The sequence below is a fragment of the Serratia ficaria genome, from assembly GCF_900187015.1.
Lineage (GTDB): Bacteria > Pseudomonadota > Gammaproteobacteria > Enterobacterales > Enterobacteriaceae > Serratia > Serratia ficaria.
This window is the reverse complement of sequence record NZ_LT906479.1, coordinates 3,172,331-3,198,653: the sequence shown is the minus strand read 5'-3', so window position 1 is coordinate 3,198,653 and position 26,323 is coordinate 3,172,331. Positions and strand designations below refer to the sequence as shown.

The following is a 26,323-nucleotide window of genomic DNA, read 5'->3' as shown; positions in this document are numbered from 1 at the left end:
AATCAGTGAGTGGCGTCGTTAACCGACAGGTAGCTGCCGCTGGCGGGATCAACGCGATCGTCGGCCAGTTTTTCCACCAGCCTGAAAGTCAGCGGCGTGGCCGGAGCGCTCAGCAACGGTTGCCATGCGCTTTGCGCCTGCTTGATGCGCTGGGTGACCTTGGCGGGATCGGCGGCGTCGGTGCGCGGCATTTCCACGATCACCACGCCGTCAAACGACCAGGCGTGCAGCTGCGGTTCGAACGGCAGCAGCAGGAAGCTGCCCGGCGCCTGCGGGTTGGCGCCCAGCACCAGCCGTTGGGCATTGGCGCTGACCACGCTCAGCGGACGATCGCCGACGTTGACCTTCGCCAGCGGGTAACCCTGATGGAACGACAGCCTCGGCGACGCGGTTTGGCCATTTTGCTGCAAACCGATCTCGCCGCTGCCGCTCAGCCAACCGTCGTCGCCGCAGCGCAGCGCGGCGCCGCTCGGGATAAACAGCGCGCTGCCGTTGGCTTCGCCGTTCCAATAGGTGCGGAAATGGCACCCCTGCGGCAGATCGAAACGCTGGGCCGGCGCGCTGGCCGCCGGCGGTGAAGTGACGGCCACGGCGGCGGGGATCGCGGGCTGCGGCGGTGCGGCAGGTTCGTCGGCCGCCGGCTTAGGCACCGGTTTCCAGCCGCGCGCCTTGCTGGCCTCGCCGGAGGCCAGTTTTTCACCGCGTTTGTCGGTGAGGATCCACGGCAGCTGGCTGGCCTTGGCGCACTGTTTTTCCAGCAGGTTGCCGACGCGCGGCAGGAAGTCATTCAGCACTGCGGCGTCCTTGCTCTGCGCGGAGACGATGCGCAGCGGAATGGTTTTGCCGCACCAGCTTGCCGGCTGGCTGTTTTTGACGTTATCGATAAACACTTCCAGCTTTTGGCTGGGGGAATAAACCAGGCGATAATTCGCCGCCTGCGCGGCCGGTATCGCCATCAGGGCGACAAGCCCTGGCATCCAGTATTTCATAGGTAACCTTGCTGTAAATTTGCGCTCGACTCAGTCGCGGGAAAGAAACCGCTCCGCATCCGCCAGCGAATGCAGCAGGGTGGTTTCCTGCGGTGAGCCAATCCAGACGGCGATAGCGCTGTAGTTATCGCTGTTATTGTTTTTCTTCCATGCCTGCTGCATCAGGGCGATCCACTCGCTGGGCGAGTTGACCATATGCAGCGATTGTTCGAGCTCGGACTGGCTGAAGCTGTGCCAGAAACCGTCGGTGCACAACAGGAACACGTCGCCGTCTTCCAGCTGCAGCACGTCGCTGTAGGTAGCGTCGCGCTCTTCGTTCAGGCCCAGCGCGAAGTACAGCAGGTTGCTGTTGATGCCGCTGGTCTGATAGCCGGCGTCCTGCATTTGTTGGATCAGGCTGTGATCGGTGGTGACGGCGTAGAGGTAGCCGCGGCGGAACAGGTACAGACGGCTGTCGCCGGCGTGCGCCCAATAGGCCAGCTGGTAATCGCGATCGATAAACAGGCTGACCAGCGTGGTGCCCATTTTGCTGTATTCGTCTGATTGCCGCTGCTGCTGGTGGATTGCCGCATTGGCGCGCGAAATATGCTGGCGAATGCTTTGCGCGTTCATGTGCTTTTCGCCGTCGAAGTTCTGCAGGATGGTGTCGCGCGCCAGCCTGGCGGCGATGTCGCCGCCGGGGAAGCCGGCAATGCCGTCGCACACCACGAAACAGGCCGCGCGGTTGCCGACCACTTCGCCGGTCTGATCCTGATTAGAGTCGCGGCCGCCCTGATTGGAGGTAGAGGCTATAGTGATATTCATTACGCGTCCGGTTTGGTCTGTGAGTCTTTATATTGATTCACTTCAACGTCATAGGCGTGCAGGAAGGCTTCGCCGAACAGAGTGTGGAAATCGTCTTCTATCTCTCCGGAAGTCTGCTGATAGTTTTTCACGAAGTAATCCCACAGCGCCGCCTTGCGATTGGCGGGCAGCGACAGACGCGGCGCGGCGCCTTCCTTGCGGGCCTCTTCTTCGAGACGGTCCGGGTTGAACGACTGCAGCATGGCGGCGATGATGGCGCGGATGCCGGCGATCATGCCCAACTGGTGCGCCTGCAGGTCGATCAGCGCATCGCGCACCGCCTGCTCCGGCGGCATAAAGCCAGGCATCTGGCTGCCGAACATCTGCATCAGCACCGTTTTGCCCGAGGGCAACAGCTTGAACGGGTTGTTGGCCTCGTCGAGGATCATGGTCATTTCCGCCTTCACGCCGCGTTTGAGGATTGAGCGCGAAGACAGCAGGGCGACGGTTCCCTGCGAGAACAGGCTGAGCAGCCGGCCGAACTGACGGATCTGCTGTTCATCGAAATGCGGCTGCGGCTGCAGATCATCCAGGCCGATGCCCTGCAGCAGCGCCGTCAGCAACGGCCCCTCCAACCGATCGCCGTTCGGTGCGGCGCCGTTTTGCGGGCGGGCGGACTGATAGGCGACGGGATCGATGCCCAGGCGATTGCCCTGGCGCGGGCGCGGCGGCTGTGCCGGCGGCTCCTGGCGCTGGAATTGCGGCTCCGGCTCCGGCATCGGCGCGGCGGGTGTGGCACGCGGAGGCTGCGGCGCTGCCGGTTCGGCGGCCGCCTGCGGCTGCGGCTGAGGCTGAGACGGCTGTGGCTGCGGCTGAGGCTGAGACGGCTGTGGCTGCAGCGGGGGTTGAGACGGCGTGGAAGAGCCCGGCTGCGCCAGCGGCACGGCCCCGCCCATCAGCAGGCCCAAAGGATCGTTGCCGTTCAACGCATCGGGTGCGGCGGGGGCGGAAGAGTCGCCAAACAGCGCCAGCGGATCCAGTTCTTGCTCGCGTTTCTCCGCCGCGGCGGGCGACGCTTTCACCGGTTCGGGCTGGCGGGTCGCCGCCGGGCGCTGTTCGGCCAACAGCGCGCTGGGGGTGGTGTCGGCCAGAATATGGTCGCGGTTGAACGTGGTGTCGGTATTGAACAGCGCCGCCGGATCGGTTTCTTGCTGCTGCAGCTGGCGTAAATCGACGTTGCCCGCCAGCTGCGCCAGCGGATCCGCCGGATTCAATTCAGGCTGCGGGGTTTCCAGCAGCGGATGGTTATCATGATTAACGGCCGGCGCCGGCGCGGCGGCGGTCGGCGTGTTAGGGGTAAACTCCTCCACCAGGCTGTCCCAGATCTCATTGGGAATGGGCCCGGCGGATTTTTCTTTGGCGGCGGGAGCCGGCGTTGGCGCAGGCGCGGCCTCGGTGACTCGCGCCGCCGGTTGGGCCGGCGGCGCGGCGTGCTGTTGCAGCGCGCTGACCTGAATTTGATAGTCGTCGATACCCAGAATGTCGCCGTCCTGCAGCTCGACCTGGCGGCCGCGCTCCAGCGGGATATCGTTAAGCAGCACGCGGGTCACGTTGCCGCGGTTGGTCACCCGGCATTCGCCGTCAGCGGAAATATGCACGATTGCCTGCAGGCGCGAGATGGCGCGCTCTTCGTCCGGCAATACCAGGTTGTTGTCTACGCTGCGGCCGATGGTGCCGCCCGGCGGCAGGAAATCGCAGCTGCTCTGTGGCGGAACCTGGCCATTTTTGTTTTTTACAATAGAAAATCGCATAAGGCATTCCTGCTGATAAGATCTTATGACCCAGACAGTTGAGCTCGGTAACTGGATGAATTCGACTTGATTTATTTCTAAGGGAGGTCTTTAAATGTGAGTGACCCAATTTTTTTTGGCAAGCACATTTTATTCTCTCGAACCTAAATATATGAATGTGAGGCTGTATATGTCAGGTGATGTTTTTGCCATCACGATCATTTTTTTTACTCTTTTCCTTGTAATATAAATTAGTTGGCAGTTGAGATAAATATATTATTGCAAATATAATGCTGGCGTACCATACATTATCATAATCTTGGAATTTTATATTGATAATTGGATCTAATATCTCCGAGCCATAGTTAAATACCAAACCTTGAATGATGCTTGAAAATATGTTCACTATGGTGGCTATCACAAAAAGGAAGTATGATTTTTTATTGTTGGCTTTTTGCTTTAGGCGATACAATCCGACAAATACTATGATTGACAGGAAAAAGTATAAAAAAACAAATGAGTAAGAGTAGGTGGAAAGCGTGACGTCATCACTCACTGTTTTGTTTCCTCGTCGATTAGTTTGTAAATTCCATAGCCAGTTATGGCATTCGAAAAAATTTCTGTGCCCAATGGGACAGTGCCAAGCTGTTTCCACCCGCGAATGTAATCACTATTTATGTATCTAAATAAACGCCACGAGTCGGGTCTTAATGATTTACTAAAGATACCGTACCCCGATAGAGAGATGTCAACGGAGCTATATACTATATCAGCTTCATTCTTATTATAACCTAGGTAATTAGCAGCGTAGTGGTATGCCTCTCTTATACTGCCAACCTTATTTTTTCTGAAAAGCAAGTAATAACCATTTTCATAAACATTATTTGTTCCTTGAGCAATTAACGGTACGCCAACGCCTCCGCAGGCTATGCCTACGGAAAGTGCACAAGTCCCGATTCCAGCAAATATCTGAGAGCCGCCGCTGACAAAGCCAACTTGTTTCATAATCAAGTTTGAAAATTTTTCTCTTTTTTCTTTTTTTATTGCGACAAAAAGTTTAGCTTTGCCCGTGTCAATATCGAACTCTTGTTGCTTTAGGTTTTTTATTTCATCGTCAATAATACTGATTGCCCCAGAGTAGGATGTGCAGTGTATACTGATCTCCCTTTGCGCAAACTGAATAAGTTGGTCTATTTCCAGTGAGAAATTAGCTCTCGATTCGTTGGTTTATAGATACTGTCGTGAAAACGTTCTTGATAGTTTTTTGAGTTCATCGATAGATCTATCCAGATCTGCTTTTGTTTTGTATTGCATAAGGATTCCTTTCCCATTTCTCTAAACTAACATTTACTCTGTGAAGGGATACAGATTTATGATCAATTGTCGTCTTTCCCTTGATATTTCTTGATGATGACTTGCAACTCTTGGCTATGTACAAGATCGATGCATTTCACCATCGTCATCGGTTCGCCTGACTGGCTGTCATATGGCTTCGCCAGAAATTTCTTTGCCAGCGCCCTGACGGCGGTATGTGCTTCGAGAGAGTAATCGCCAAACTCCGTGTAACCCCGAGCTGCGGCGGCGGCATCGTTTTTTATTTCTTTTGCTGAGTACCCGTCGGCGACGCAGACGCTGAGTGCGTAGTTTTTGAGGTTCTCTTCCGGGGAATATTTTACGTTGGCGACCGCTTTCATACTCAATACCGCCAATATTAATAGAGTTGCAATTTTACTCGTATGCGGAAAGATCATTGATTCTCTCTTGCATCATATTGGTCAGGCAATCCTTGTTATCCCTGCATTTATCCCTTTGCAGTAACCAGGTTTTTTGCGTACTGCTTAAAGAGGTCATCAGCTTTTTATCTCCTACGTCGGTAGCCTGTTTTTTTGCCAACAGCCAAGCTTGAGAGACACTTTTGTCATAGGCGGATAAATTGAAGTCTGAGCAGATTGTTTTTTCAACAATGCTTTTAGCTTTAGTACAGTCAAAAGACGCGACGGGTTTAGGGTTCTCTGGTAATCGTTCTAACTGCAATAGTGAACCATCGTACCATTTAACCAGCGCTTTTTGCGGATTGAGTTCGGCAAACCAGGAGCCTGCGCTATTTTCTGATGGGCCGAACGAGCCGGAATTGCACGTGAGCTTGAAAAGAGAAATTTCTGCTTGCCCGCTTTCATTCAGTTCATAGTTTTTAACAGTGACATTTGGCCCCATAGATTTAGCTATGAGTTGGTTTAATGTATTCTTCTCAATGCTCAAGGTTGGCGTTGTGCAGACGTCTTTTTCCGGTAAATTGCTTTCAATTGATTGACTGGATATATTGATGATCCTGCCAAGCAATCGAGGGTCGTTAAATTGATAATTGAGTGTGCGAGTTGCCTCATTGTCGATATTGACTTGAGTTACTTGCCACAGGCCATCAATAGCCAATGGTTTGACGTTTTTTTCTGCCGCATAAGCGGTGGAAGATAATAATAAGCTGCTGAGCAAAAATGCACATAATTTCATTAGGGCAAATTCCTTAGCGATAATTTCCATTTAAATAGAGCTCGACTTCATAATTTATTCTGTTTATCAGCCCTTCATCACTTTTCCGCTTTAAGTAATTGCTCTCTGCTGTCGTGATGGTTTTGCCTGGAATTTTTTCTGGCTATTTCTCATGGGTTTTTCTATTTACTCTATCCGGATTGTCTTTCACCCAATTATCATTAGGGCGCTGTACATAGTCTTTCGCAAGTTTGTCAAGATCTTCACTATGGTACATATCCATGCACTTCATTAAGTCTAAGCGGCTTTTACCATCTTTTGCATTGTAATTCTGTTGTAAGTACCGTTTTGTCAGCGCGATGATAGGGGATTCTTCATCACGAATTGCATAGTATGACCAGGCATCGATTCCATTCGATGAGGCAATTGCATCTTTGCTGGCCTCTGGTGATGTCTTATAAGCGACGGAAATGCAGTAGGTTAGAGCAATATCCTTGTAGTTTTGCAAATAGTTTCGGTACGCCGCTTGCGGCGGCCACTTTTCAATAGGTGTTTCTTGATTTTTCTGTGCTATAGCGCAAGTGGCATATATACAAAAAAAGGAGATAAGAATTTTTTTCATCTCAATAACCAAAAGTTAGCGTAATTTGTTGTATAGCGAGCTTCTGGTTCATTGAAATAACAATGATCATAACAATCGCCGTTCCCATTCCAGAGCGTAGCATGTCCTCCTGCATCACTCCAACCTGCAATTTCAAACAATATTATCCCTTTCTTTCCGGCTAATTCACCACCACCTGGAGGAGGGAACTTGACTCGAAGGTCGGGTTTGCCCCAGATCTTTGTCAAATAAGCGATAAGATCTTTAACTCTAAAAAAATACCACTGACGATCTGCACCTGATACGGTCTGATCTTTTACATAAGGAATGGGAAAACCGGATTTATTCAAGATGTAGCTCATACGTACAGCGCAGGTGTTTTCCCACTTTCCATTAGGCGCAATATTCATGGCTACACGCCCGCCGATAATTTTGGCAACATTCTGAGCTGAATATTGCGCGTTATATATTTTAGTGCTTGCAGTCCATGCGGCTGAAAAAATGGGGCGGTTATTATTCATTGTTATTTCCCTATATTAAACCCCCCGGTTGCAACCGGGGGGCATACAAATTAAGCTTCGCGGTTTTCCTTGATATTCCAACCTGCGCTGCTTTCTGCGCCTTTACCGCCTTTATCGCTCTGCTCCCAGTATTGCTGCTTGACTTTAGCCGCCTGGAAGGAGTAGGTAACGCCTACGGTGTCTTCGCCGCCGGCACCGGTGTACTGCACCGCGGTGACCAGCACGTCGTCCAGAGTAATTTTGACGTACTCAACCTGAGTACCGCCGGCCTTGCAGACCGACAGCTCAATCTTGGTCAGGTGTTTGCCGCTGGAACAGTGTTTCAGCAGTGCAGGAGTTGACTTGTCGACCAGCGCATTCACATGCAGGTCGTTAAAGCACACCTTGCCGGCGCCGCCGCCGCCGCCTACACCCATGTTGCCCGGTTGAGAAGCGCCCCAGGAGAAAGAAGTAATGTCGGTCCAGCCCTTGTGATTCGAATCTTTAGATTCGCCGCTGGCACCTTCAACTTTCAGGAACATATCAATAGCCATAGTTTCTTCACTCTTTATTAAGGGTTAACAGTAGTATTAACGTTGCGTTGAAAAATTCAGGTAATAGCAGCAGGAATTGCAATGTGGTAATGCATTACCATTTTATATCCTTGTGCCATGCACCTTATGAAATACCGAAAGCTATCGGTATTAATTACCGGGCTCTTATTTCATTGAATAAGAAACCCAATTCGATGGTTGTGGCCGCTAATCCAACGCCCAAAACCAAACTTCTTGCAATTAAGACGGATGCCGGTCAGGCCGCCCGATCGCGGCCTGACTTTCAGCACATCAGGACGCGTCGTTCTGCTTCAGCGAAGGCAGCTTCGACACCAGGCGCAGGGAAACGGTCAGGCCTTCCAGCTGGTAGTGCGGGCGAAGGAAGAACTTGGCGCTGTAGTAGCCCGGGTTGTCTTCGATCTCTTCGACCTGCACTTCCGCCGCGGCCAGCGGTTTGCGCGACTTGGTTTCCTGCGAGGAGTTGGCCGGATCGCCATCCACGTAGTTCATGATCCAGTCGTTCAGCCAGCGCTCCATGTCGTCGCGTTCGCGGAAGGAGCCGATCTTGTCGCGCACGATGCACTTCAGATAGTGCGCGAAGCGGCAGCAGGCGAACAGGTACGGCAGGCGAGCGGAAAGCTGGGCGTTGGCGGAGGCGTCGGCATCGTAGTATTCCGCCGGCTTCTGCAGCGACTGGGCGCCGATAAAGGCGGCAAAGTCGGAGTTTTTGCGGTGGATCAACGGCATAAAGCCGTTTTTGGCCAGCTCGGCTTCGCGGCGGTCGCTGATGGCGATCTCGGTTGGGCACTTCATGTCCACGCCGCCGTCGTCGCTTGGGAAGGTGTGACACGGCAGGTTTTCCACCGCACCGCCGGATTCCACCCCGCGGATCGCGGTGCACCAGCCGAACTCTTTGAACGAGCGGTTGATGTTGGCGGCCATGGCGTAGGCGGCGTTGGTCCAGGTGTAGTTGCCGTGGGTCGCGCCGTCGGTTTCTTCCTCGAAGTCAAACTCGTCCACCGGGTTGGTGCGGATGCCGTACGGCAGGCGCGCCAGGAAGCGCGGCATCACCAGGCCCAGATAGCGCGCGTCTTCCGATTCGCGCAGGCTGCGCCAGGCGGCGTATTCGGTGTTCTGGAAGATCTTGGTCAGATCGCGCGGGTTGGACAGCTCCTGCCAGGACTCCATCTGCATCACGCTCGGCGCGGTGCCGGCGATGAATGGGCAGTGGGAAGCGGCGCCGATTTTAGCCATCTCACCCAGCAGCTCTACGTCCTGCGGGCTGTGATCGAAGTAATAGTCGCCCACCAGGCAGCCGAAGGGTTCGCCGCCGAACTGGCCGTATTCTTCTTCGTACACCTTCTTGAAGATAGGGCTCTGATCCCAGCCCACGCCCTTGTGACGTTTCAGCGTGCGGCCCAGCTCCTTCTTGGAAATGCTCATAAAGCGGATCTTCAGCATTTCGTCGGTTTCGGAGTTGTTGACCAGGTAGTGCAGGCCATGCCAGGCGCCTTCCAGCTTCTGGAACTCGTCGTGGTGGATGATCTGGTTAATCTGCTGCGACAGCTTCTCGTCGATTTCGGCAATCAGCGCCTGGATGGTGCGGTAGGCGTCGGAGGAAACGGTAACGGTGTTTTCCAGCGCTTGCTGCGCCAGGGTTTTTACCGCGTTTTCGACCGCTTCCTTGGCCTGATCGGTTTTTGGACGAAACTCTTTGTTCAGCAGCGCGCTGAATTCATCGCTGGAGAAGGTCTCGGTGGTCTGCAACGCTTTTTGTTGCTGAGGCGAGTTGCTCATCAATTAATCCTCACGCTCGTTGTTGTCGTCCTTTGCCGCCGGCTTAGGCGCATCGGTCAGGGATTGCAGCAGCGTCGGGTTTTGCAGGATCTTGGAGATCAGCTCTTCGGCGCCGTTTTTACCGTCCATATAAGACAGCAGGTTGGAAAGCTGCGTGCGTGCGTCCAGCAGGTTGTCCAGCGCGTCGACCTTGCGGGCGATGGCGGCGGGGGAAAAGTCTTCCATGCTCTCGAACGTCAGGTCGATATTCAGCTTGCCTTCACCGGTCAGGGTGTTGTCGACCTGATAGGCGACGCGCGGCTTCAGCGATTTCATGCGCTCGTCGAAGTTATCGATGTCGATCTCCATGAATTTACGCTCGTCGACGCTTGGCAGCGGATCAACCGCTTTCCCCACCAGGTCCGCCATCACGCCCATCACGAACGGCAGCTGGATTTTGCGCTCTGCGCCATAAATTTCGACATCGTATTCAATCTGTACGCGCGGCGCGCGGTTGCGGGCGATGAATTTCTGCCCGCTGCGGGATTTCGAGTTTGGCATGATTTACTCCATCTTGTGGCGATTGGGAACGCGCCTCATCCGGCTTGGAGAGTCAGGTTCAAATGCTGGCCTGCGCAGGTGAGCAGACGTTATGGGTGTCGTAAAGAGAACCGAAGGGTAGGCGGCTAGCTGTTCTCCTCGTTGTCGGGGCGACCGAGAATGGTCTCCAGTTGGTTGAGACCATCGGGCGCCAAATCGCGGACGATTTGCATAAAGTCCAGCGCGATCAGCCGCTGTACCCGATCGATCATCAGCGGCGCCGGGTGGCTTGGCTCATGAAGACGAAAATAGTTCTTTACCTTGTCCAGCATCAGCTGGGCGTCGTCGCGCGATTGGATCTGCGCGCTGCGCCAGTTGAGCGCCGCGGCGGCCTGGGGAGCCGCCGCGCTCGTCGGCGGGAGGCCGGCCTGCTCGGGCTGTTCCGCACCGGCGTCGGGAGCCGGCGCGTCGCTGTGGCAATACTGCGCGATCAGGGTGAATACTTTGGTCAGGCCGTTCATCTCCGGCAGCGCGCTCTCGCCCAGGTGGCGGCTGACCACCGCGCGGATGGCGTTCAGCGTTTCGTCGATGCGCGTGACCAGCAGCCCTTCGGAACGATCCGCCTGCGACAGCTCATCCTGCAGGCGCGCCCGGCCGCCGGGAAAGTTGGCGCACTCCAGCTTGCTGCCGTCGAGCAGCGCGCCGGCGTCGCGCAGCGATATTTCACCGGCGGCGCCTTTCAACAGCGGCGCGGCGCGCACGCTGGCGGCCAGCGCGGCCTTGTCGCCCAGGTCGGCCAGCACGTTGATGCGAAACAGCGGATCCGCTTCGCCGTCGAACTCGAGCAGCGGCAGCAGCGTATCCCAGTAGCGCTCCAGCGCCTGGTGGATCAGCGCCAGGCCGTCGGCATAGCCTTGCAGACCGCGCAGCTGCGTCCAGGCCCGGGTGAGATACAGCATGACCCGCAGATCCTTGGTGCGCGCCAGCAGGGCGGTGGCGAGGCGTTCCACCTGCATCCAGTCCGGCGCCTCCGCCGGGATGATGGTGCTGCCGAACTGCTGTTCGGTCTTGCCGGTGGCGGCCTGCTCCATCGCCAGAAAGTCGGCGTCATATTCCAGGTTGTCGCCGCAGGGATTCTCCGCGTCAACCGGGGCCAGCAGGGTGTCGATAGCCATAAAATTTCCTTAACAGACCGGGTTAATCAAACATTTGCGGGTACTGGCCGCTGCGGCCGGTGCGCGTCCAGCCATTGGGTTCGAACAACAGCGCAAACAGCTGCACCGTCAGGTTGCCGCTGTGCACGTGGGTATAGAGCGGATGCCCGTCGGCCTGATTGGTCCACCAGAAACTGGCGTACTGCGCCGGATCGAAGCAGTCGGCGGCCTGTTGCCAGCCGAGGCCCGGCACGTCCGGATGCTGGAAGCCGATGATCGACAAGATCTCGGAGTCGGCCTCCGCCGGCGGGCTGGGCAACGCCGGAATTTGCAACAGCGAGCGGTCGATCTGATCGGCGGAAAACCCGTTGCGCACGCCGTTCAGCAGCCGATAGCCGAGCTGGTTGTACCATTCCGCCGCCATGTTGAGCTGTTGCGGGCGCCAGTCGTCCTGGCTGAACAGGCGCAGGGCGCAGATCGGGTAGAGGCGTCCCACCCGATCGCGGGCCGGCAGCAGGCAGCCCATCTGCACATACTGGCTGCCGAGCGTGGCGGGAATGACGAAGTTCCACACCGGCGCATTGCTGAAAGGGTGCCCATGCGGCCCCGGCTGGTCGCGCTGCAGATTGACCAGCCCGTTATGAAACCAGTGGGCCCAGTTATTGACCACCAGGTCGGGCAGGCGGCGCTGCAAAAAATCGCCGGCGGAAGGGATCTTGCCATACCAGCCAATGCTCGCGGTCGGGCTCAGGTCGTTGCTCATCATCTTGTCCTTTCGGGGCTACGGGCAGGAGAATGCCGGCAGCTGGAATGGATTGCGGATACTGTTGGGCGTGAACTCCAGCGTAACGTGGTGGCCATCCAGATTAAACGTCGCCTGGCGGCCAAGGCTGCTGCTGCCGGCGGAGGACTGCGCCATATCCACCATGCGGTTCAGCGCCCAGGGGCCGCTGGTCACCAGGCTGGCGGTGGTGCCGTTGGCCAGCGCCAGCTGCAGATGCACCTGGTTGGTGTTGCGGGTGCCCGGCCAGCTCACCACCAGCGGAACCTGCGGGCCGTGGCTGTATTTGAACAGCTGCCCGTCGATATCCAGCGTCAGGTTGAGGATGTCGTTATCCATCCGCACCGGCCGCACGGTGACGCGGTAAGAGGGCGTCGCGGTGCCGTTGGCGAAGAAGGCGTCGCGAATGCGCTGCGCCTGCTGGAACGAGCGCAGGATCCCTTCGCCGCCCGGCAGCGTTTTGCCGTCTACGCCGGGGGTGAAGCGCCAGTTGGCGCGAGTGGTGTCAACCTTGCCCTGCAAATTGTCGCGGAAGAAGCTGTCCATCAACCCGCTGTTAGGCGCGAACATGCGCGCCAGATCGTCCGGCGTCACTTCCTGACGCGCCCGGGCGACCAGCGGATAACGCCCGGCTATCGCCTGGCGGCAAAAGCTGCCGACCTCGAAGCTGATGCGTTTCTTGACGTTCTCCATCTCCTTGCGCTGGGTATCGCTGCTGGCGCCGATCGCCAGCGACAGCAGCATCTGTTTGAACGGCACCGGCAGGCGGCCGGATTCGGCCTGCAGACGCGGGATAATGTCGCTCGGCGGCGCCGACATGCCGCTGTTGGCGGCGCCCTGAACCGCCGTCAGATAGCTGTATAGCTCATCGACCTGCTTCAGCACGCCGTCGAACGGGATCGCCTTGTTGCCTTCGCCCTGGCTCTGCGCCAGCTCGAGCAGCGGCGCGAAGTGCGCCATCACCAGCTGTTCCGGCTGGGCGGAAACGTCGCCGTCGGCGTTGGCCGGGCGGTTGGTGAACAGCGCCTCCAGCGTGCGGTTGGCGTTTTGGTTCAGCCGATCTCCGGTTTTATCCAGCAGCGATCGGCTGTCGGCATCGCTTTTTTCGTCGCGCAGGGTGACATTCTTGCTGACGTTGACCAGCAGGTTGCGCATCGGCGACGGGTTGCCGGACAACAGGCGCGCGCTGCTGATGCGCTGGGTCAGGTTGCCGATATTGGCCAGCTGGATATCGCCCAGCAGCTCATCCCAGGCGCTGATGAAATCCTGCATGTACAGCTGGCGGATGGTCTTGATCAGATCGGCGCTTTTCAGCTCCGGCGTTTTGCTGTTCAGCACCCAGACGTCTTCTTTGCGCAGGGTGTCGGTCACCGGGTCGATATTGTCGTTGAAGGCTTTCCAGTAGCCCTGCGAGGTAAACAGGCCCGGCACGCCGTCGGTCACCGGCTTGCCGCTTTTGCGCGAAAAGGCCAGTTCGGTTTGCGGGCCGGCCAGGTCGACCAGGCTGACCGGCTTGATGTCGGTCTGTTTCAACAGCAGGCGCTTCAGACGGCCATAAACCCGTTGCGACAGGGGGGCGCGGTTCAACGCGGCCTGCGCCTGTTCCACCAGGGGTTCGTCTTTGGCGTACGGCGAAGGCTGGATCTGGGCGTCGAGCAGCTGGCTCAGGTGCCATTCAATCTGCTGCAGCTGTTTCTGCGTACTGCCCTGCGGCAGGTTGCGCTGCAGGTTGAGCATCACCCAGGCGCGCAGGAATTTGCCGTCGTACTGCTTTGGCAGATACAGCATTTGATAGGCCTTCAGCGCCTCGTAGCTGAAATCCGCATCGCTGCGGTTGTCGTTGCGCAGCGTGGTGGCGATTTGCTGCGCCACCTGCGGCAACAGCAGTTCCTTCAGCGCCTTCTGATACAGCGCGTTGCTGGCGTCGCTGACCTGATCGCCGCGGTACAGACCCATGCGGTAGGTGAACGGCGGATCGTCCAGCGAGAAGTTCTGGCTGTCCGGCAGGTGCAGCACGCTGTTGAGGAACGGCAGCAGCGAGAACATATCGCCATTGCCCAACTGGGTGAGGTTCTGGCCCTGGCGCTCTACCCCCGGCACCTTGGCGCCCACCTCCGCCAGATAGCTCTTGTTGTTGCCGTAACTGGTGAACCAGAAAATCGCCAGGATTGTCAGGAGCAGCGCCAGCGCGATGTAGCCCGCCCAATGCAGGGCGCGGTTGCGGTATTCCCACCAGCGGTTGCTGCCCGCCAGGCCGGACTCCTGGAAGATCACCGTTTCCAGCGTGTCTTTCAGGAAGAAACTTTGCCCCTTGGTCGCCGGGATCGGCGCCTGCTGGTTGACGCTGTCCCAGGCCGAGTTGGCCTGCTGCGGATCGCCGGCGCTCGGCAGTTGCAGATAGCGGTTCAGCTCGCCCATCACCCGGTCGAACGGCAGGCCCTCCTGGGTGCCGCTGGTGAAGTAAATGCCGCGCGGCGTGAAGCGGGTTTCGAAGCTGGAGGTGGCGAACACCTGTTCCAGATACTGGCCCAGCAGCGGGCGCAGGGCGGCGAATTCCTGCGGGAACAGGTAGCTTTCGGCGCGTTGTCGGGCGTCGTGCTCAACCAGCAGGGTATCCGGCAGCGCCGCGTCCAGCCGCTGTTGCAGCAGGGCGTACTGTTGTTCAAAGGTGGCGTTCAGGTTGAAATCCGCCTGGCGCGACTGCTCATAAGGGAAAGTGAATCCCCAAATCTGGTCGCGCTGCGCTTTGTCGAAGCCGCTGAAATAGGCCATAAAGCCGTTGAGCAGGTCGGTTTTGGTCACCAGCACGTACACCGGGAAATGAATGCCCAGCTGTTCGTACAGCTCAATCAGGCGCTTGCGCAGTGCGCTGGCCTGCGCCGCGCGGGCTTCGGCGCTGTCGCTCAGCAAATCGGCGACGCTGATGGTTACCATCACGCCGTTGATCGGCTGGCGGGTGCGGTATTTTTTCAACAGGCTGACGAAGCTTTTCCATTCGTCGGCGTCTTCTTCACGCTGGCTTTCCTGTGTGGTGTAGCGGCCGGCGGTATCCAGCAGCACCGCGTCGTTGGTGAACCACCAGTCGCAGTTGCGGGTGCCGCCGACGCCGCGCAGGGCGGATTTGCCGAAGCGGTCGGCCAGCGGGAAATGCAGCCCCGAGTTGACCAGAGCGGTAGTCTTGCCGGCGCCCGGCGCGCCGATGATCACATACCACGGCAACTGGTACAGATACTGGCTGCTGAAGCGCGTCATCCAGCGGTGCTTGCTGTCGCCCTGGCCCGGCGCAAAGCGCGCCTTCTTCAGCAGCTGCGCCGCTTCGTCGAAGCGCTGGGCCAGCTGCTCATCCTGTTTGGGCAGCGCTTTGCCGCTCTCCGCCGGTGGTTCCTCGGCGGCGCGCAGGTTGCTCAACAGGCGGCGATTGAACCAGGCGCTGTAGATCCGGGGAATGATGCGGCACAGGAACCAAATCAGATAAATTACGCCGATGGCTATCTGGCGGTTGAGTGCCGGTTCCAGCGGCCGATAGTCGCCGATAGCCACCAGCGGGCCGATCATCCAGATGATGAACGCCAGAGCGGTGATGCCGGCAAAGCCCCACAACAGGCGGCTGGTGATGATGGAGAATAACGTACTGAGCATTACTTTCCGTTTCCTTGCGGCAAGCCGTTGATTTCCGCCTGGGTGTTTTCCGGCGCGACCAACAGCGTAATTTCTACCCGGCGGTTCAGCGCACGGTTCACTTTGTTATCGTTCGGCGCCACCGGGTCGCTTTCGCCGCGGCCCTCCGCCTTCACGCGTTGCGGGTTATCGAGGTGTTTTTGCAGCCGGGCGCTGACCGCTTCGGCGCGCGCCAGGGACAGCTCCCAGTTGGAGGCGAAACGCGCGCTGCGGATCGGCAGGTTGTCGCTGTAGCCGGTGACCAAAATCTTGCCGCTGACGCCGTTCATCGCGGCGGCCACGCGGTCGATAACCGGAATATAGTTGGCGCGCACGGTGGTGGCGGCGGAATCGAACAGCCCGTCGCCTTTCAGGATCACCACGCTCTGCTGCGCTTCGTCACGCACCACCACCAGGCCTTCGGCGATTTCCTTGCGCAGGAAACTTTTCAGGCTCAGCGTCGGCGGCGCGGCCGGCGCCGGATTGCCGATCGCCACCTGCGGCAGGTTGGTCTGGTAAATCGAAGCCAGCACCGGGCTGGTGGCGTCGCCCAACCGCCAGTTGAGAGCGATGAACAGCAGCGACGCCAGGAAACCGGTCAGGGCCACGCAGGCCCACAACGGCACCAGCGGCCGCCACAGTTTTTGCTGCACCGGCAGATCCAGCGCGTTCGGCGACAGCGGCGGCGCATACCCGCCGCGCACCGAGCGGATCAGCTGCAGCAGGCGCTGTTTCATGGTTTCCAGCTGCGATCGGCCGTTTTCCATCACCCGGTAGCGGCCTTCAAAGCCCAGCAGCAGGCAGAAATTGATCAGTTCCAACAGCTGGATGTGCTCGCGCGGGCTTTGCGACAGCTTGGCCAGCAGCTGGAAGAACTTCTCCCCGCCCCAGGTTTCGTTGTGAAAGGTCACCAGCAGCCCGCTGCCGGACCATACGCTGTTGCTGCCCCAGGGCGTCAGCGCGGCGGCCTCGTCCAGCGCGGTGCACAGACAGTAGCGCGCGCCGATGATCACTTCGTACGGCAGGCTGGCGCGCTGGCCGCGGATTTCAAAGCGGCGCACTTCGTCGATCAGCTGTTGGCGCAGCTGGGCCGGGTTGGCGTGGGTCGCCGACTGGCGGATCTGCGAAATGGCGTTCAGCAGCGGGTTGGCGGCCTCCACCAGCGGGTTCTCCGCCGGCGCCATGCTATTTTCCTGAGTCATGAGTTAGCGATCCGTATGGCTGCGAATGGCCCAAAATTCCATGTCCAGCCCCGGGAACTCGCCGGCCAGATGCAGGGCGAAGGCGCTGGATTTTTCCATCTGCTTCCACAGGTCGCCGCCTTTTTCCAGCTCGAAATAGGTGTAACCCGCGTGATAGGGGATCTGGCGCGGCGCCGCCGGCATGGTGCGCAGGCCGATACCCGGCAGCTGCAGCTGCACCAGGTCGCGTATGCGCGTCACCGGCGCGATCTTCATCTGCGCCGGGAAGTGCGTCAGCAGCACTTCGGCGGCGACGTCGGCGCGCACCGCCAGCACAAAACCGAAGTCGCGCATCATGCTGGTATCCTGCACCGTGGCGACGTTCAGGCCGTGCGAACGCTCGACCAGCGTCAGCTGGATGGCGTTGTCCTCCAGCACTACCGACAGGCCCTGACGCAGCAACAGCATCAGCTTGCCGAAGCACAGCGCCAAATTATCGTGGTCATACACCGGCAGGCGGCCTTCCGGCGTGCGCTGCGCCGAGAAGCTGGCGAGCTCGGTGGCGAACTGCAACCAGTCGGCGAACAGCCGTTCCGGATGAAGATGGTCAAGATGGTAAGCGTGGCTCACCTGGCCGAGATGGCGGTTGATCAGCTGCAGCAGCATGAAATCGACCATCTCCGAACTGCCGCCGCGGCCCGGCTGCAGCAGGCGCTGGCTCATTTGCTGGCTGCGCTGCTGCAGCAGGCCCTGCAGATCGTTGATGAAGGTTTTCAGCACCGGATTGCCCTGGCAGTTCAGCATCGGCGGGATTTGCGCCTGATCGAGCCGCAGGCTGTTGTCGCCGCGTTTTTCCAGCACCCGGGTCAGGCTGAGCGCGGTCCATTCGGCGTTGAGATCGCTCTCCAGCATCAGCCGCAGCCGCAGCTGGCCGAACTGCAGCGCCGCGCTGCCGACCGAGACGGCGTTCAGATCGTCGACTTCGTTTTCATAGGCCAGATAGCGCGCCAGCGCGTCCGGACTTTCCTGGAAGATCACGTCTTCGCGGCCCGCGCGGTAGGTCGGCAGGGCCAACACCACGTTTTCGCCGGTCTTGTTCTCGGCGATGGTCAGCGGAGCGGGCGCCTGTTGGGCGCCGGAGAAACGAAACGGCGTGCCGTCCGGCATAATGCCGCTGGCGGCGTTGAGCGCGATTTTTCCCTGGCGCAGCAGCGTCTGATCCAGATCCAGGCTGAGGAAGCCCCAGAAGCAACCGTTATGGGCCTGGCCCCAGTTGCGCATGTAGCCTTCGAGGTAATTTTCCGCCTGCTGAAAATGGTGAGGGCGCAAAAACATCCCCTCAGTCCAGACTACCTTATGAGCATCTTTCATCATCACACCTATAGTTACTTCGCATCAGCGCAGCGGTTGGTCAGTCCGGATCTTTCACGGTACGCAGGCCGCTAATGCCCGCGACGACGTGCGCCGCCAACTCATCCGGCGAGAATTGCCATACCTTGTAAAAATTGGTCTCGGTGGGTTCCGGCAGCGGCAGCGAGATGCGCCAGGCCTTGCCGTCCAAATTCTGATATTCGGCGATGATGCCGATGTAGCGGGTTTCCAGCGTGCTCTGGCCGCGTAGCTGTTTGCCCACCTGGCCCGGCGTCAGGAAGAACTGATCGCTGTCCAGCAGGCTGTTGCCGAGCACGCTTTTCGCGTCGTTCTGCAGGCTGAAGAAATCGGCCTCCATAAACTCCGCGTCGGAACGCAGCAGCAGCACGCGGATTTTTATCGGCGCCGGCCGTTGCCCCGCCGCGGCGTTGACCCGGGGGTCGGCGTCGAAGTTCAGGCTATAGCGCGAAGGTACGCTTTTGGCGGAAGACATGCAGCCGCTGAGCGCCAGCGCGCCCAGCATCAGGAATAACATCCCGCACCAGCGGGAGGCGATTGGTTTTGTCATCGTGGGGAGTCCCGTCACCCATGGGTGAACTACTGGAGGATCCAGGTGGCTGAGCCGGCGTTCTTGCAGGCCTTGCTGTCACCGCCGACTTTCACGCAGTCTTGTCTGGCGGCGCGGGCGCGGCGCGGCAGGTCCTTGCGCAGCGTCGATTTGTAACGCGCCTCCGGCACCCCGGCGTTTTTCTGGATATAGCCGATCAGGTCGCCGTCGCGGATCGCCGAGATCGCCAGCCAGTTGTTTTCGACTTCGCCCAGAGCATAGAACGCGGCGGCGTTATCCAGGCTGCCGACGGCGCTGCCGTTGTAACCCGGGCTGCTCATGATGCTGGCGGCGTACAGGCTGCGGTATTCCTCACCGATCGGTTTGAACTGCTTGGGGGCGGCGACGGCGGCGCGATGCTGCAGTTTTACGCCGTTGACTTCGCTGCTGACGATGGCGTCGTTGTCGAGCGCCGGCGGCGGCGGCGGCGGGCTGGAGCAGCCGGCAAGCGTCAGGGCGGTCAGTAGCGTCAGGGTAATCCGTGTTTTCACAATATCCTCTTTGATTTTTTATTGGCTGAAACGAAGGGGCTGTGCATTAAGAGCGCCGGTTTCATGGCGCAGGCAGCGATGTCTTTCGCCGGTCCGGCAGCCTGCGTGGCGACGCCAGGCGGCCATTCAGCGGTCCGATATCCGATAACGAATGAGCGTCGCCGCGGAGGAAAAACGGGAGAGGGGGGGCGAGCCCGGCGCGGTCGTGGCGGTACCGCCAGTCGGGCTCCGGGTACGGACGCGGGGAAACCCCCATGTCGGCCGGCGCCAAAATGGAGGTTCCCAGAGGATGTTGCCCCTGCCGGCGGCAAGGGCGATGAGGTACGCGTAGGCGCAAGGGTTTTACGGCTTTCATTGTGTGTGCAAGGCTTCCTGTGGATATCAGCGAGCAGGCACGCCGCATCGCTCAAAAACAATCCCGTTTTTCGGTTTAATAGATATCAGGCTACTTCACAATAAATACATCCAGGGGCAGGGAACCCAAGCGGTAACGTTCCCTAAATCAATGACGTGCATGGGTCATAACGGGAAATAGGGCGAAATCCCTTGCCGCACCGGCATTGGCGGCGGGCAGGCTACCGAACGGTGACCCGCGGCGCCGTACCGGAGAATGATAAGTCAGATCGTAGTATTGCCGGCTTCAGGCATAGCTACCGCACGAGAGTAGACGCACGATCCCGATGGCGTAGCTGTCACGATTAGAGACAGGCGCTGACGAAAAACTTAACAAAGTTTACACATCAACAGATTTTCTGCAGTCTACAATAGCCGTCGGCATTTGCAAAATAACCTTCTGGATCAATGCCTAAATCGTTAACTCACGCACACTTTGCATTTACATCATTTAAAACAATATCTTGTGTCTATTTGGTGTTTTAAGTCAAATCACAAGGTTAATTGGTAATACCAGGAAACAAATGTGTCACACTTAAGTCAAGTTGCTTAAATGACAACAAATTTTTTACGGAAAAAAAGTGACAGATCGTTTTTTGCCCTTACCATTTGCAAGTTAAAGATGATCATATATATAAATTACGTGAATATGAATTAGGATAATTCCTATTGGAGTGGGCGAAAAGTGCCCGCGGAGAACGGCTGGCGGGCGATGAGGCGGCGTGAAAATGCGGTAAAATTCGGGGATCAGAGAGAGGGCGGAGCGAGGTTGAGTTGACCTATGGTGTCGCATAACCAGCCGAGGGCGGGATCGCGCTTTATCTGCCGGCCGGCGACCAGCTCGATGGGGAAGGCCGGCAGGCTCAATTCGTCCGGCAGCGGCAAGCATTGGATGCGCGCCGGATCGGCAAATTTTCGGGCGACGCTGGCCGCCAGCGTCGCGATCAAATCGCTGCCCGCCACTACCGCCGGCAGGGCGACAATGTGCGAGAAGGTGGCGGCGACGCGCCGTTGACCGCCGATTTCCGCCAGCCGCCGGTCGATCAATCCGCGTGCGGAGCCGTCATCCGTCGGCGCATACAGGCCGTGCGGCAGGCTGAGGTAGCGCGCCAGATCCCAGCGGCCGTCCGCCAACATCGGGTGATTGCGGCTGGCGATGCACAGCAGATGCTCGTCGAACAAGCGGCGGACGTAATGGCTTTCCGGCCCGGAAATATGCCCACCCAGGGCGATATCCACTTCGCCGCGCGCCAGCTGTTGGTGGATCCGGCGGCGATCCAGGCGTGAAACCCGAATGTCGATACCCGGCGCGTCGCGGCGCAGTTTGCCGATAATGGCCGGCAACAGCGTGATGTCGGCATAATCGCCGGCCGCCAGCGTAAAGCGGCGCTCGCGGGCGCTGGCGGGATCGAAATCCACGGGGGGCGCCAGCGTCAGATCGATCTGTTCCAGCACTTGCCGTATTGGCGGCATCAGTTGATGAGCGCGCGGCGTAGGCTGCATGCCGCCGCCGCTGCGCACAAACAGCGGGTCGCCCAGCAGGATGCGCAAGCGAGACAGCGCATTGCTGACCGACGGTTGCGCGCGGTTCAGGCGCAGCCCGGCGGCGGTGACATTCCGCGTTTGATACAAAGCGTCAAATACCACCAGCAGATTAAGATCGACCTTCGCTAAATTCATTTAATGAATACTCTATATGCAGATAATCCATTTCCAGAATCATACTGCGTTATCTAGGCTGGTAGCACGCCAAATCGGCCGGAATAGAGGGTGTTGCAATGGAAAGGGTACTGGTAACCGGCATCGAGCCGTTTGATGGGGATGCGATCAATCCCTCGTGGCAGGTCGCTCAGGCGCTGGCGGGCGAGCGCATCGCCGGTGCGCAAATCAGCGTGCTTGAGCTGCCGTGCGTACTGGGCGTCGCCAATGAGCGGCTGATTGCCGCGGTGGAGCAACTGCGGCCGCAGGTGGTGATTTGCCTGGGCCTGGCGGGCGGACGAGCGGAAATCTCACTGGAATGCGTGGCGATTAATCTGATTGACGCGCGCATACCCGACAATGCCGGCAAGCAGCCGATCGACGTGCCGGTGGTGGCGGGCGGCCCGGTGGGTTATTTCAGCACGCTGCCGCTCAAGGCGGCGCTGCAGCGCCTGCGCCGGCAGGGGATCCCGGCGGCGGTGTCATACACCGCGGGCACCTACAACTGCAATCACCTGTTTTACGGCCTGCGCCACCATATCGCCAGCCGGCAGTTGGCCATCAAGGGCGGATTTGTGCATATTCCTTATAGTCATGAGCTGGCGGCCAATCACCCGGGCAAGCCGAGCATGGCGTTGGCGACGATGATCGATGCCGTGCGCAGTATCGTTCACTGCGCATTGACGGTGGAGGAAGACGTATTGCTCAGCGACGGCGCGCTGCATTGAGAGCATCAGGGCGCGGAGTGCGCCCTGAGCGACGGTTATTCGTCGGCGACGCGGATCACCAATTTGCCGAAGTTTTTGCCCTGCAGCAGGCCAATAAATGCCTGAGGCGCATTTTCCAGCCCGTCGACGATATCTTCGCGGAACCTGATTTTCCCCTGTTCGAGCCATTCGCCCATCTGGCGCAGGAAGTCATCGTAGCCGGCGGCATAGTCGTCGAAGATGATAAAGCCCTGCATGCGGATGCGTTTGCGCAGGATCAGCCCCTCCAGCATCGCCAGACGGTCTGGGCCGGCGGGCAAGCCGGTGGCGTTGTAGTGCGCGATAATGCCGCAGACCGGAATGCGCGCCCTGGCGTTCAGCAGCGGCATCACGGCGTCGAATACCGCGCCGCCGACGTTTTCATAGTATACGTCTATGCCCTGCGGACAGGCGGCGGCCAGCTGTTCGGCGAAGTCGGCGGCGAGATGATCGATGCAGGCGTCAAAGCCGAGTTCTTCCACCACGTAGCGGCACTTCTCCGGCCCGCCGGCCACGCCGACCACGCGGCAACCCTTGATGCGGCCGATCTGACCCACCACCGATCCGACCGCGCCGCTGGCGGCGGCAACCACCAGCGTTTCGCCCGGCTGCGGCTGACCAATATCCAACAGCCCCATATAGGCGGTGAAGCCCGGCATGCCCAGCACGCCCAGCAGGCGAGAAGGGTGTTCGAGATCGGCGCCCAGGTTGCGCAGGCCGCTGCCGTCCGACAGCGCGTAGTCTTGCCAGCCGTCGTGACCCAGCACCCAGTCGCCGGTGTTAAATTGCGGATGCTGCGAGGCGACAACCTGCGAAACGGTGCCGCCGACCATCACCTGGCCGATTTCGACCGGCGGCGCATAGGAAGGCGCGTCGCTCATGCGGCCGCGCATATAGGGATCCAGCGACAGATAGCGGGTGCGCAGCAGCAGCTGGCCGGCCGCCGGCTGCGGCACCGCGGCGATGTCGAGGCGAAAATCTGCCGCCTTGGGCTCACCGTGCGGGCGGGAAGCCAGCAGAATACGACGGTTTTGTTGAGGTTGGGACATGGGGCGCTCCAGAATGCAAACAGGTGCCCTAAGCCTAGTCGAGAGCGGCCGGGACGACGTACCCTAATGTGCGCTGGCTCAGAGCGGGACGATCAGCACGTCGACGCGGCTGGCGTTGATAAAGCGCGCGGCGGAGCAGGAAACCTTGTTCATTATGCTGTCGCTGTGGTTGCCGCAGACCACCAGATCGAAGGGCTGCCGGCTGCTGGCGTAGTTCAGGCTGTCGCCCAGCTCGCCGTGCACGATCAGCGTGTCGGCGATCGGATAGCCCGCCCGCAGGCGCAGCTCCTCCAAAAACAGCCGGGTTTCTTCTTCCATCAGCGCCCGCAGGTCGCCGAGCATCGGCCCGGCGAAATTATTGTACATTTCCGGATTGGCGATGGTGCTCAAAAGGGTGATTTTTCCCCGGTAGGGGCGAACGATGGAGACGGCCTTTTCAACCAGGCGATGGCTGTCTGCCGCGACGGCGACGGTGACCAGAACGTTTTGATATCCCATCTTCACCTCCTGTAGCCACTCTTCGGCTAAAAGGATAGGACCTGACGGGCAAAATAAATGTGTTTTGTATCACGCGCGGCAATAAATCCACGGGCGGAGCGGTTATATAGCAATAAAAGATAAAACGCCCGCCGCGCGCAATTAGCTGAATTAAAGCACCTGCGCCCACAGCGTTTTCGGCACCTTGCCCAAATCGAACAATTTACCGGCAACCAACTCGGCGCGACGGTGGTCGGCGGCGCGGTACATGTTGCTAATTTCCGTATCATTATCAATGGAATAGTTCAGCTTGTCGTACACCTTTTCCAGGCTGTCCAAACTGGAGCATTTGCGGAATGTCATCAGATATTCGAGGGTATCAGTCATGATTAAAATATAGCCTGTTAATAGTTGTAGCCGGGCGGATTAAACATCAGCGGCTCGCGGAAACCCCGTCGAGGCAGCGATGTACGACCTGACAAAATCATTTCGAATAAATAAATTGCACTGCGGTAATAATGACGCGGCCAGACGGCTGCGGCGCTGGGTGAATAATAATATGCCGACGCGCCGTCAGCAATGTCATCCTGCTGATAAATGAATAAATAGGGAAAGTCTCAGGTTGCGGGGGCGGAGGGCGCGGCGGGCAGGGCGGCGGCGGCGGTTGCCGAACCCTGCGCTTGACGATGGCGCGGATGAGCGGCGCCGTTCGCACGATGCTGAACCTGGCGCCTGCTTCTGCTTGCGCATCGGCCTGGCATTCTTTTATCGCGATATTTATGGTCGCTGTGATTTTTCGCTGCAGTGAGAGCCTGAGGGAATGAATAAAAAACTGCGTTTTATTTATCTTGAAATGAGATATGCCACCAAAAAACACAATAACAAATAACGCATGGTGATAATCAAGCGTTTTTTCACTGGGCCGAAAAAAAAGAATTAAAGTTTTAACGATTGCGGTCGATAATTCGTTTTAAGGGTATTTTTAGCCTGAAATGCCATTCTTGCGCCGCACTTATACGGAAACATATCGTTACGTCTGTTTTCTTGTTCACGACATCGACGAATCATCGTTAAGCCAATCTTCCCCCGCGCCGAAAATTAAAACGGCCCGCCGTCGGAAATTTAAGTCAAATCCGAAACCATAAAGACTTATAGTTGCCGTGTGTTACTTTTTGCGAGCTATAGTTTATCGCCCGTTAAATGGTTATTTATACTGCATTTATCGGCTAGTAACAGATTTTTGTTCTGTTATTTTGGTTTGGTGATGCTTTTGTTCGAATTGATCTAAAAAAGATAATTTTTTGGCTGATATGCATTGTTTTTAAGACGTTTTTTTACTTATGGCTATTTAGTGAACGAAAATAAGCTCGAAAAGTGAGCGCAATACGAGATATTTGGCTTAAATATTTTTTATTTTTGTGATCTCTGTCACATTGTATTTAAAATTGCTTCTTACTTACATTGTGTGTGCTAATGGTTCGGGGGTAGAGTTGCGCTGCTTTAGGAATAATCTTATTAATTTTGTAAAAATAGTTTCATGGTGACTAAACACTATCGAAGCAAAAATGCTGTACATCCATACACGTTGGTTTACGCACGTATCAAATACTGAACAGCGGTCGAATTTAGTGATTTGCAAAATTTATAACGGCTGCTCTTCAGGAATTAATTTGCCAACTTCGGGAACAAACCCAGGTCACGGGCGATAAAAATTATCACCCAGCGTATGTTTTTAAACATAGTCTGTCGGGATGGGGAATATGGGTACGTCTGAATTACTTAAGCATATTTATGACATAAATTTGTCATACTTACTTTTAGCACAGCGATTGATTAATGATGAAAAAGCGTCGGCGATGTTCCGTCTGGGTATTGACGAAACCATGGCCGATGCGCTCGCGCAACTGACGTTGCCGCAAATGGTCAAACTGGCGGAGACCAACCAGCTGATCTGCCACTTCCGCTTTAACGACAGCCAGAGTATCGAACACCTGACCAAAGAGTCGCGAGTGGACTCCCTGCAGCAAATCCATACCGGGATTTTGCTTTCGAGTCATTTACTGCAAGAGCTATCGGCTAAAGACGGTAGTGCGACGAAGAAAAGAGCCTGATGATGGTAGAGAAAAGTATTGTTCAGGAAGCCAAGGACATTCAGCTCGCCATGGAGCTGATTTCACTGGGGGCCCGTTTGCAGATGCTGGAGAGCGAAACCCAGCTCAGCCGTGGGCGCTTGATTAAGCTCTATAAGGAATTGCGCGGCAGCCCGCCGCCTAAAGGGATGCTGCCGTTCTCTACCGACTGGTTTATGACCTGGGAACAGAACATCCACTCTTCGATGTTTTACAACGCCTACCGATTTTTGATGAAAAGCGGGCAGTGCAGCGGCGTAGAGGCGGTGATCAAGGCTTATCGCCTGTACCTGGAGCAATGCCCCCAGCAGGCGGGGGAGGCGCCGTTGCTGGCGCTGACCCGCGCCTGGACGCTGGTGCGCTTCGTCGACAGCGGCATGCTGCAGCTTTCCGCCTGCAGCTGCTGCGGCGGCGCCTTCATCACCCATGCGCATCAACCGCTTAACGGTTTTATCTGCAGTTTATGCCAACCCCCATCCCGCGCAGTAAAAAGACGTAAACTTTCGCCGCAACTGGCCGATATTATTCCTCAACTGCTGGACGAGCAGGTTAAACGCGCCATTTGAGCC

The 26,323-nt window shown here is 57.5% G+C and carries 26 protein-coding genes; 3 read left to right on the top strand and 23 right to left on the bottom strand.

The window, feature by feature from the left end:
* Nucleotides 1–2: 2 nt before the first annotated feature.
* The 20 genes from CKW09_RS15180 to CKW09_RS15080 all read right to left on the bottom strand — a co-directional run bounded on the left by CKW09_RS15180 (nt 3) and on the right by CKW09_RS15080 (nt 21,335).
* Nucleotides 3–989 (bottom strand): type VI secretion system-associated protein, encoded by a 987-nt coding sequence (locus CKW09_RS15180; RefSeq protein WP_095098073.1) that lies wholly within the window; start codon nt 987–989, stop codon nt 3–5.
* Nucleotides 990–1,019: 30 nt separating this feature from the next.
* Nucleotides 1,020–1,793: a PP2C family protein-serine/threonine phosphatase gene (locus CKW09_RS15175; RefSeq protein ID WP_061794735.1), complete on the bottom strand. Its 774-nt coding sequence runs from the start codon at nt 1,791–1,793 to the stop codon at nt 1,020–1,022.
* A complete protein-coding gene (tagH, locus tag CKW09_RS15170) occupies nt 1,793–3,583 on the bottom strand; it encodes a type VI secretion system-associated FHA domain protein TagH (protein WP_095098070.1) in 1,791 nt (596 codons plus the stop codon). Before tagH ends, CKW09_RS15175 begins: the two co-directional genes overlap by 1 nt.
* Before the next feature lie 172 nt (nt 3,584–3,755).
* Nucleotides 3,756–4,118 carry a hypothetical protein gene (locus tag CKW09_RS15165; RefSeq protein ID WP_061794733.1) on the bottom strand — a complete coding sequence of 121 codons (363 nt, stop codon included), beginning with the start codon at nt 4,116–4,118 and terminating at the stop codon, nt 3,756–3,758.
* The gene (locus CKW09_RS15160; protein WP_231922171.1) at nt 4,115–4,639 is read right to left on the bottom strand and encodes a DUF4225 domain-containing protein; all 525 of its coding nucleotides are present in this window, start codon (nt 4,637–4,639) and stop codon (nt 4,115–4,117) included. The genes CKW09_RS15165 and CKW09_RS15160 overlap by 4 nt, the downstream gene beginning before the upstream one ends.
* Before the next feature lie 299 nt (nt 4,640–4,938).
* Nucleotides 4,939–5,256 carry a T6SS amidase immunity protein Tai4 family protein gene (locus tag CKW09_RS15155; protein ID WP_231922060.1) on the bottom strand — a complete coding sequence of 106 codons (318 nt, stop codon included), beginning with the start codon at nt 5,254–5,256 and terminating at the stop codon, nt 4,939–4,941.
* 34 nt (nt 5,257–5,290) lie between these two features.
* Nucleotides 5,291–6,100, bottom strand: a complete 810-nt coding sequence (locus CKW09_RS15150) for a lysozyme inhibitor LprI family protein (RefSeq protein WP_231922058.1) — start codon at nt 6,098–6,100, stop codon at nt 5,291–5,293.
* Between the two features lie 112 nt (nt 6,101–6,212).
* Nucleotides 6,213–6,671 carry a T6SS amidase immunity protein Tai4 family protein gene (locus CKW09_RS15145; RefSeq protein WP_095098064.1) on the bottom strand — a complete coding sequence of 153 codons (459 nt, stop codon included), beginning with the start codon at nt 6,669–6,671 and terminating at the stop codon, nt 6,213–6,215.
* Nucleotides 6,668–7,171, bottom strand: coding sequence for a type VI secretion system amidase effector protein Tae4 (locus tag CKW09_RS15140; protein ID WP_073970217.1), 504 nt, complete (start codon nt 7,169–7,171; stop codon nt 6,668–6,670). Before CKW09_RS15140 ends, CKW09_RS15145 begins: the two co-directional genes overlap by 4 nt.
* Before the next feature lie 50 nt (nt 7,172–7,221).
* A complete protein-coding gene (locus CKW09_RS15135; RefSeq protein ID WP_061794732.1) occupies nt 7,222–7,704 on the bottom strand; it encodes an Hcp family type VI secretion system effector in 483 nt (160 codons plus the stop codon).
* A gap of 291 nt (nt 7,705–7,995) precedes the next feature.
* Nucleotides 7,996–9,501 (bottom strand): type VI secretion system contractile sheath large subunit, encoded by a 1,506-nt coding sequence (tssC, locus tag CKW09_RS15130; RefSeq protein WP_061794776.1) that lies wholly within the window; start codon nt 9,499–9,501, stop codon nt 7,996–7,998.
* Nucleotides 9,502–9,504: 3 nt separating this feature from the next.
* Nucleotides 9,505–10,041 carry a type VI secretion system contractile sheath small subunit gene (gene tssB / locus CKW09_RS15125; protein WP_061794731.1) on the bottom strand — a complete coding sequence of 179 codons (537 nt, stop codon included), beginning with the start codon at nt 10,039–10,041 and terminating at the stop codon, nt 9,505–9,507.
* A 125-nt stretch (nt 10,042–10,166) separates the two neighbouring features.
* Complete coding sequence (tssA, locus tag CKW09_RS15120; RefSeq protein ID WP_061794730.1) at nt 10,167–11,195, bottom strand: type VI secretion system protein TssA; 1,029 nt, start codon at nt 11,193–11,195, stop codon at nt 10,167–10,169.
* A gap of 22 nt (nt 11,196–11,217) precedes the next feature.
* Nucleotides 11,218–11,937, bottom strand: coding sequence for a type VI secretion system-associated protein TagF (gene tagF / locus CKW09_RS15115; RefSeq protein ID WP_061794775.1), 720 nt, complete (start codon nt 11,935–11,937; stop codon nt 11,218–11,220).
* Between the two features lie 18 nt (nt 11,938–11,955).
* The gene (gene tssM, locus CKW09_RS15110) at nt 11,956–15,594 is read right to left on the bottom strand and encodes a type VI secretion system membrane subunit TssM (protein ID WP_095098061.1); all 3,639 of its coding nucleotides are present in this window, start codon (nt 15,592–15,594) and stop codon (nt 11,956–11,958) included.
* Nucleotides 15,594–16,796, bottom strand: a complete 1,203-nt coding sequence (locus CKW09_RS15105) for a DotU family type VI secretion system protein (RefSeq protein ID WP_083950325.1) — start codon at nt 16,794–16,796, stop codon at nt 15,594–15,596. Before CKW09_RS15105 ends, tssM begins: the two co-directional genes overlap by 1 nt.
* A 21-nt stretch (nt 16,797–16,817) precedes the next feature.
* Nucleotides 16,818–18,164, bottom strand: coding sequence for a type VI secretion system baseplate subunit TssK (tssK, locus tag CKW09_RS15100; protein ID WP_061794774.1), 1,347 nt, complete (start codon nt 18,162–18,164; stop codon nt 16,818–16,820).
* Between the two features lie 40 nt (nt 18,165–18,204).
* Entirely contained in the window at nt 18,205–18,732 is a 528-nt protein-coding gene (gene tssJ / locus CKW09_RS15095) for a type VI secretion system lipoprotein TssJ (protein WP_061794727.1), read from the bottom strand.
* Between the two features lie 29 nt (nt 18,733–18,761).
* Nucleotides 18,762–19,262, bottom strand: a complete 501-nt coding sequence (gene tagV / locus CKW09_RS15090; protein WP_061794726.1) for a type VI secretion system accessory protein TagV — start codon at nt 19,260–19,262, stop codon at nt 18,762–18,764.
* Nucleotides 19,263–20,402: 1,140 nt separating this feature from the next.
* Entirely contained in the window at nt 20,403–21,335 is a 933-nt protein-coding gene (locus tag CKW09_RS15080) for a LysR family transcriptional regulator (RefSeq protein WP_061794725.1), read from the bottom strand.
* Nucleotides 21,336–21,433: 98 nt separating this feature from the next.
* Here CKW09_RS15080 and pcp point away from each other — a divergent pair, with 98 nt between their 5' ends.
* A complete protein-coding gene (pcp, locus tag CKW09_RS15075; RefSeq protein WP_095098054.1) occupies nt 21,434–22,081 on the top strand; it encodes a pyroglutamyl-peptidase I in 648 nt (215 codons plus the stop codon).
* A 35-nt stretch (nt 22,082–22,116) separates the two neighbouring features.
* Here the strand turns inward: pcp and CKW09_RS15070 are convergent, their stop codons facing one another.
* The 3 genes from CKW09_RS15070 to ydgT form a co-directional block, all read right to left on the bottom strand.
* Nucleotides 22,117–23,148, bottom strand: coding sequence for an NADP-dependent oxidoreductase (locus CKW09_RS15070; protein ID WP_095098051.1), 1,032 nt, complete (start codon nt 23,146–23,148; stop codon nt 22,117–22,119).
* Between the two features lie 78 nt (nt 23,149–23,226).
* Nucleotides 23,227–23,646 (bottom strand): universal stress protein UspC, encoded by a 420-nt coding sequence (gene uspC, locus CKW09_RS15065; protein WP_061794722.1) that lies wholly within the window; start codon nt 23,644–23,646, stop codon nt 23,227–23,229.
* A gap of 150 nt (nt 23,647–23,796) precedes the next feature.
* A complete protein-coding gene (gene ydgT / locus CKW09_RS15060; protein ID WP_061794721.1) occupies nt 23,797–24,012 on the bottom strand; it encodes a transcription modulator YdgT in 216 nt (71 codons plus the stop codon).
* A 1,373-nt stretch (nt 24,013–25,385) separates the two neighbouring features.
* Here ydgT and flhD point away from each other — a divergent pair.
* Together flhD and flhC are read left to right on the top strand one after the other, a co-directional pair.
* Nucleotides 25,386–25,736: a flagellar transcriptional regulator FlhD gene (flhD, locus tag CKW09_RS15055; protein WP_061794720.1), complete on the top strand. Its 351-nt coding sequence runs from the start codon at nt 25,386–25,388 to the stop codon at nt 25,734–25,736.
* The gene (gene flhC / locus CKW09_RS15050; protein WP_170310329.1) at nt 25,736–26,320 is read left to right on the top strand and encodes a flagellar transcriptional regulator FlhC; all 585 of its coding nucleotides are present in this window, start codon (nt 25,736–25,738) and stop codon (nt 26,318–26,320) included. The genes flhD and flhC overlap by 1 nt, the downstream gene beginning before the upstream one ends.
* The last annotated feature ends 3 nt before the right edge of the window (nt 26,321–26,323 follow it).

Coding starts and splice junctions, on each gene's coding strand:
- CKW09_RS15180 (WP_095098073.1), bottom strand. CDS start 989: ATGAAATACTGGATGCCAGGGCTTGTCGCCCTGATGGCGATACCGGCC.
- CKW09_RS15175 (WP_061794735.1), bottom strand. CDS start 1,793: ATGAATATCACTATAGCCTCTACCTCCAATCAGGGCGGCCGCGACTCT.
- tagH (WP_095098070.1), bottom strand. CDS start 3,583: ATGCGATTTTCTATTGTAAAAAACAAAAATGGCCAGGTTCCGCCACAG.
- CKW09_RS15155 (WP_231922060.1), bottom strand. CDS start 5,256: ATGAAAGCGGTCGCCAACGTAAAATATTCCCCGGAAGAGAACCTCAAA.
- CKW09_RS15150 (WP_231922058.1), bottom strand. CDS start 6,100: ATGGAAATTATCGCTAAGGAATTTGCCCTAATGAAATTATGTGCATTT.
- CKW09_RS15145 (WP_095098064.1), bottom strand. CDS start 6,671: ATGAAAAAAATTCTTATCTCCTTTTTTTGTATATATGCCACTTGCGCT.
- CKW09_RS15140 (WP_073970217.1), bottom strand. CDS start 7,171: ATGAATAATAACCGCCCCATTTTTTCAGCCGCATGGACTGCAAGCACT.
- CKW09_RS15135 (WP_061794732.1), bottom strand. CDS start 7,704: ATGGCTATTGATATGTTCCTGAAAGTTGAAGGTGCCAGCGGCGAATCT.
- tssC (WP_061794776.1), bottom strand. CDS start 9,501: ATGAGCAACTCGCCTCAGCAACAAAAAGCGTTGCAGACCACCGAGACC.
- tssB (WP_061794731.1), bottom strand. CDS start 10,041: ATGCCAAACTCGAAATCCCGCAGCGGGCAGAAATTCATCGCCCGCAAC.
- tssA (WP_061794730.1), bottom strand. CDS start 11,195: ATGGCTATCGACACCCTGCTGGCCCCGGTTGACGCGGAGAATCCCTGC.
- tagF (WP_061794775.1), bottom strand. CDS start 11,937: ATGAGCAACGACCTGAGCCCGACCGCGAGCATTGGCTGGTATGGCAAG.
- tssM (WP_095098061.1), bottom strand. CDS start 15,594: ATGCTCAGTACGTTATTCTCCATCATCACCAGCCGCCTGTTGTGGGGC.
- CKW09_RS15105 (WP_083950325.1), bottom strand. CDS start 16,796: ATGGCGCCGGCGGAGAACCCGCTGGTGGAGGCCGCCAACCCGCTGCTG.
- tssK (WP_061794774.1), bottom strand. CDS start 18,164: ATGAAAGATGCTCATAAGGTAGTCTGGACTGAGGGGATGTTTTTGCGC.
- tssJ (WP_061794727.1), bottom strand. CDS start 18,732: ATGACAAAACCAATCGCCTCCCGCTGGTGCGGGATGTTATTCCTGATG.
- CKW09_RS15080 (WP_061794725.1), bottom strand. CDS start 21,335: ATGAATTTAGCGAAGGTCGATCTTAATCTGCTGGTGGTATTTGACGCT.
- pcp (WP_095098054.1), top strand. CDS start 21,434: ATGGAAAGGGTACTGGTAACCGGCATCGAGCCGTTTGATGGGGATGCG.
- CKW09_RS15070 (WP_095098051.1), bottom strand. CDS start 23,148: ATGTCCCAACCTCAACAAAACCGTCGTATTCTGCTGGCTTCCCGCCCG.
- uspC (WP_061794722.1), bottom strand. CDS start 23,646: ATGGGATATCAAAACGTTCTGGTCACCGTCGCCGTCGCGGCAGACAGC.
- ydgT (WP_061794721.1), bottom strand. CDS start 24,012: ATGACTGATACCCTCGAATATCTGATGACATTCCGCAAATGCTCCAGT.
- flhD (WP_061794720.1), top strand. CDS start 25,386: ATGGGTACGTCTGAATTACTTAAGCATATTTATGACATAAATTTGTCA.
- flhC (WP_170310329.1), top strand. CDS start 25,736: ATGATGGTAGAGAAAAGTATTGTTCAGGAAGCCAAGGACATTCAGCTC.